The following is a 1,041-nucleotide window of genomic DNA, read 5'->3' as shown; positions in this document are numbered from 1 at the left end:
GTGCTGGCCGGCGACGAGAACCAGGTCTCGGGTGAGCAGGGCACCCTCGGCTACGACGGCCTCCGCGCCGCCGGTGCGTCGGCCTACGTGCTCGGCAACTACTGCCTCGACGCGGCGGCCACCCCGTCGGTCGACGTGGTCTACGACGACGTCCGGGAGCTGGGGGCACTGTTCGGCGTGTCGGGCAAGGCCGACGAGGTCGTCGCCGGGCTGCGCGCGCGGGTGGATCGTGCGGCCGCGCTGCGCGGTGACCGGGCGCCGCTGCGGGTGGCTTTCGTGCAGAGCTACGGCGGCAGGCTCTTCGCGCTCTCCGGCTCCTACTACGCCGCGATCCTGCAGGCCGCCGGGCTGACCAACGAGTTCGCCGACGTCGGGCAGAACTTCGCCGAGGTGTCCGCCGAGCAGGTGCTGGCGCGCCAGCCCGAGGCCGTCTTCGTGCTGGCGGAGAAGGGGGAGGACCCGCAGCAGGTCGTCGCGGCGACCCGGTCGATGCTCGCCGGGACCGTCGCGGCCCGCGACGGGCGGGTGTACCCGCTGTCGAGTCCGGAGATCGCCGGTGGTGGGGTCGCGATCGTCGACCAGATCGAGCGCGCGGCGCAGGCGGCCTGGGGATCGTGACCGGGCAGTTCCGGCTGCTGGTCCTCGCCCGGACGATCTCCTGGTTCGGATCGGCGGTCACCCTGGTCGCGCTGCCGATCGCCGTGTACCAGCGCACCGGCGACGCCGGGCACACCGCCGCGCTGACCGCCGTCGAGTCCACTCCCTACCTCCTGCTCGGGCTGCTGGCCGGCGCCGTCGCCGACCGGTGGCCCCGGCGCCCGACGATGGTGGTGACCGGGCTGGTCGCGGCCGCGGCCGTCGGATCCGTACCGCTCGCGCAGGCCCTCGGCGTGCTGAGCACACCCCAGCTGTACGTGGCGGCGTTCGTGGCCAACTCCGCGATGGTGTTCTTCGACGCCGCGGGGTTCGGGCTGCTGCCCGCGCTCGTCCCGCGCGAGCAGCTGGAACTGGTGCTCGAGGGCGCGCGTCGGCGCGGCGACC

The 1,041-nt window shown here is 74.4% G+C and carries 2 protein-coding genes; both read left to right on the top strand.

The annotated features are described in order from the left end of the window. Positions 1–618 (top strand): ABC transporter substrate-binding protein (locus H5J29_RS33970; RefSeq protein WP_181784949.1); only part of this gene is annotated, 618 nt, incomplete at its 5' end. Next, positions 615–1,041, top strand: a 427-nt coding sequence (locus H5J29_RS33965) for an MFS transporter (protein WP_181784948.1), incomplete at its 3' end; no start/stop codon positions are given. The genes H5J29_RS33970 and H5J29_RS33965, both read left to right, overlap by 4 nt.

Source organism: Pseudonocardia pini (assembly GCF_013870575.1).
Lineage (GTDB): Bacteria > Actinomycetota > Actinomycetes > Mycobacteriales > Pseudonocardiaceae > Pseudonocardia > Pseudonocardia pini.
The sequence above is the reverse complement of the archived record's forward strand: the minus strand, read 5'-3'. Positions and strand labels throughout refer to the sequence as shown.